At 53.2% G+C, this 2,764-nt stretch carries 1 rRNA gene (only partly in view); it reads left to right on the forward strand.

Annotation, left to right across the window (positions count from 1 at the left end):
* A 23S ribosomal RNA gene (locus IEY47_RS20425) occupies positions 1-2,689 on the forward strand; it begins 203 nt to the left of the window's first position.
* Positions 2,690-2,764: the final 75 nt, after the last annotated feature.

Consider the following 2,764-nt stretch of genomic DNA (forward strand, 5'->3'; position numbering starts at 1 on the left):
AGTACCCTGAGGAAAAGAAATCAACCGAGATTCCCTTAGTAGTGGCGAGCGAACGGGGACCAGCCCTTAAGCTTCTTGGATTTTAGCTGAACGCTCTGGAAAGTGCGGCCATAGTGGGTGATAGCCCTGTAAGCGAAAAGATCCTTGAAGTGAAATCGAGTAGGACGGGGCACGTGAAACCTTGTCTGAATATGGGGGGACCATCCTCCAAGGCTAAATACTCCTGACTGACCGATAGTGAACCAGTACCGTGAGGGAAAGGCGAAAAGAACCCCGGAGAGGGGAGTGAAATAGAACCTGAAACCGTATGCGTACAAGCAGTGGGAGCCCACTTTGTTGGGTGACTGCGTACCTTTTGTATAATGGGTCAGCGACTTATATTCAGTGGCGAGCTTAACCGAATAGGGGAGGCGTAGCGAAAGCGAGTCTTAATAGGGCGTTTAGTCGCTGGGTATAGACCCGAAACCGGGCGATCTATCCATGGGCAGGTTGAAGGTTAGGTAACACTGACTGGAGGACCGAACCGACTACCGTTGAAAAGTTAGCGGATGACCTGTGGATCGGAGTGAAAGGCTAATCAAGCTCGGAGATAGCTGGTTCTCCTCGAAAGCTATTTAGGTAGCGCCTCATGTATCACTCTGGGGGGTAGAGCACTGTTTCGGCTAGGGGGTCATCCCGACTTACCAAACCGATGCAAACTCCGAATACCCAGAAGTGCCGAGCATGGGAGACACACGGCGGGTGCTAACGTCCGTCGTGAAAAGGGAAACAACCCAGACCGTCAGCTAAGGTCCCAAAGTCCTGGTTAAGTGGGAAACGATGTGGGAAGGCTCAGACAGCTAGGAGGTTGGCTTAGAAGCAGCCACCCTTTAAAGAAAGCGTAATAGCTCACTAGTCGAGTCGGCCTGCGCGGAAGATGTAACGGGGCTCAAACCAGGCACCGAAGCTACGGGTGTCATCTTTGATGACGCGGTAGAGGAGCGTTCTGTAAGCCTGTGAAGGTGAGTTGAGAAGCTTGCTGGAGGTATCAGAAGTGCGAATGCTGACATGAGTAACGACAATGCGAGTGAAAAACTCGCACGCCGAAAGACCAAGGGTTCCTGCGCAACGTTAATCGACGCAGGGTGAGTCGGTCCCTAAGGCGAGGCTGAAGAGCGTAGTCGATGGGAAACGGGTTAATATTCCCGTACTTCTAGTTACTGCGATGGGGGGACGGAGAAGGCTAGGCCAGCTTGGCGTTGGTTGTCCAAGTTTAAGGTTGTAGGCTGACTGCTTAGGTAAATCCGGGCGGTTAAGGCCGAGAGCTGATGACGATCCTTCTTATGAAGGAGAAGTGGTTGATGCCATGCTTCCAGGAAAAGCCTCTAAGCTTCAGGTAACTAGGAACCGTACCCCAAACCGACACAGGTGGTCGGGTAGAGAATACCAAGGCGCTTGAGAGAACTCGGGTGAAGGAACTAGGCAAAATGGCACCGTAACTTCGGGAGAAGGTGCGCCGGTGAGGGTGAAGGGTTTACCCCGTAAGCTCATGCCGGTCGAAGATACCAGGCCGCTGCGACTGTTTATTAAAAACACAGCACTCTGCAAACACGAAAGTGGACGTATAGGGTGTGACGCCTGCCCGGTGCCGGAAGGTTAATTGATGGGGTTAGCGCAAGCGAAGCTCTTGATCGAAGCCCCGGTAAACGGCGGCCGTAACTATAACGGTCCTAAGGTAGCGAAATTCCTTGTCGGGTAAGTTCCGACCTGCACGAATGGCGTAACGATGGCGGCGCTGTCTCCACCCGAGACTCAGTGAAATTGAAATCGCTGTGAAGATGCAGTGTATCCGCGGATAGACGGAAAGACCCCGTGAACCTTTACTGTAGCTTTGCACTGGACTTTGAGCCTGCTTGTGTAGGATAGGTGGGAGGCTTTGAAGCGTGGACGCCAGTCTGCGTGGAGCCATCCTTGAAATACCACCCTGGCATGCTTGAGGTTCTAACTCTGGTCCGTTATCCGGATCGAGGACAGTGTATGGTGGGCAGTTTGACTGGGGCGGTCTCCTCCTAAAGAGTAACGGAGGAGTACGAAGGTGCGCTCAGACCGGTCGGAAATCGGTCGCAGAGTATAAAGGCAAAAGCGCGCTTGACTGCGAGACAGACACGTCGAGCAGGTACGAAAGTAGGTCTTAGTGATCCGGTGGTTCTGTATGGAAGGGCCATCGCTCAACGGATAAAAGGTACTCCGGGGATAACAGGCTGATACCGCCCAAGAGTTCATATCGACGGCGGTGTTTGGCACCTCGATGTCGGCTCATCACATCCTGGGGCTGAAGCCGGTCCCAAGGGTATGGCTGTTCGCCATTTAAAGTGGTACGCGAGCTGGGTTTAGAACGTCGTGAGACAGTTCGGTCCCTATCTTCCGTGGACGTTTGAGATTTGAGAGGGGCTGCTCCTAGTACGAGAGGACCGGAGTGGACGAACCTCTGGTGTTCCGGTTGTCACGCCAGTGGCATTGCCGGGTAGCTATGTTCGGAAGAGATAACCGCTGAAAGCATCTAAGCGGGAAACTCGCCTCAAGATGAGATCTCACTGGGATCTTGAATCCCCTAAAGGGCCGTCGAAGACTACGACGTTGATAGGTGGGGTGTGTAAGCGCTGTGAGGCGTTGAGCTAACCCATACTAATTGCCCGTGAGGCTTGACCATATAACACCCAAACAATCTGCCTTGTGCAGTGGGTGCTCGAACGGTCGAAGCCGATGTAAGCCGAAAGCTTGGCAG

The organism is Pseudomonas matsuisoli (genome assembly GCF_014647635.1).
Taxonomy (GTDB): Bacteria; Pseudomonadota; Gammaproteobacteria; order Pseudomonadales; family Pseudomonadaceae; genus Pseudomonas_P; species Pseudomonas_P matsuisoli.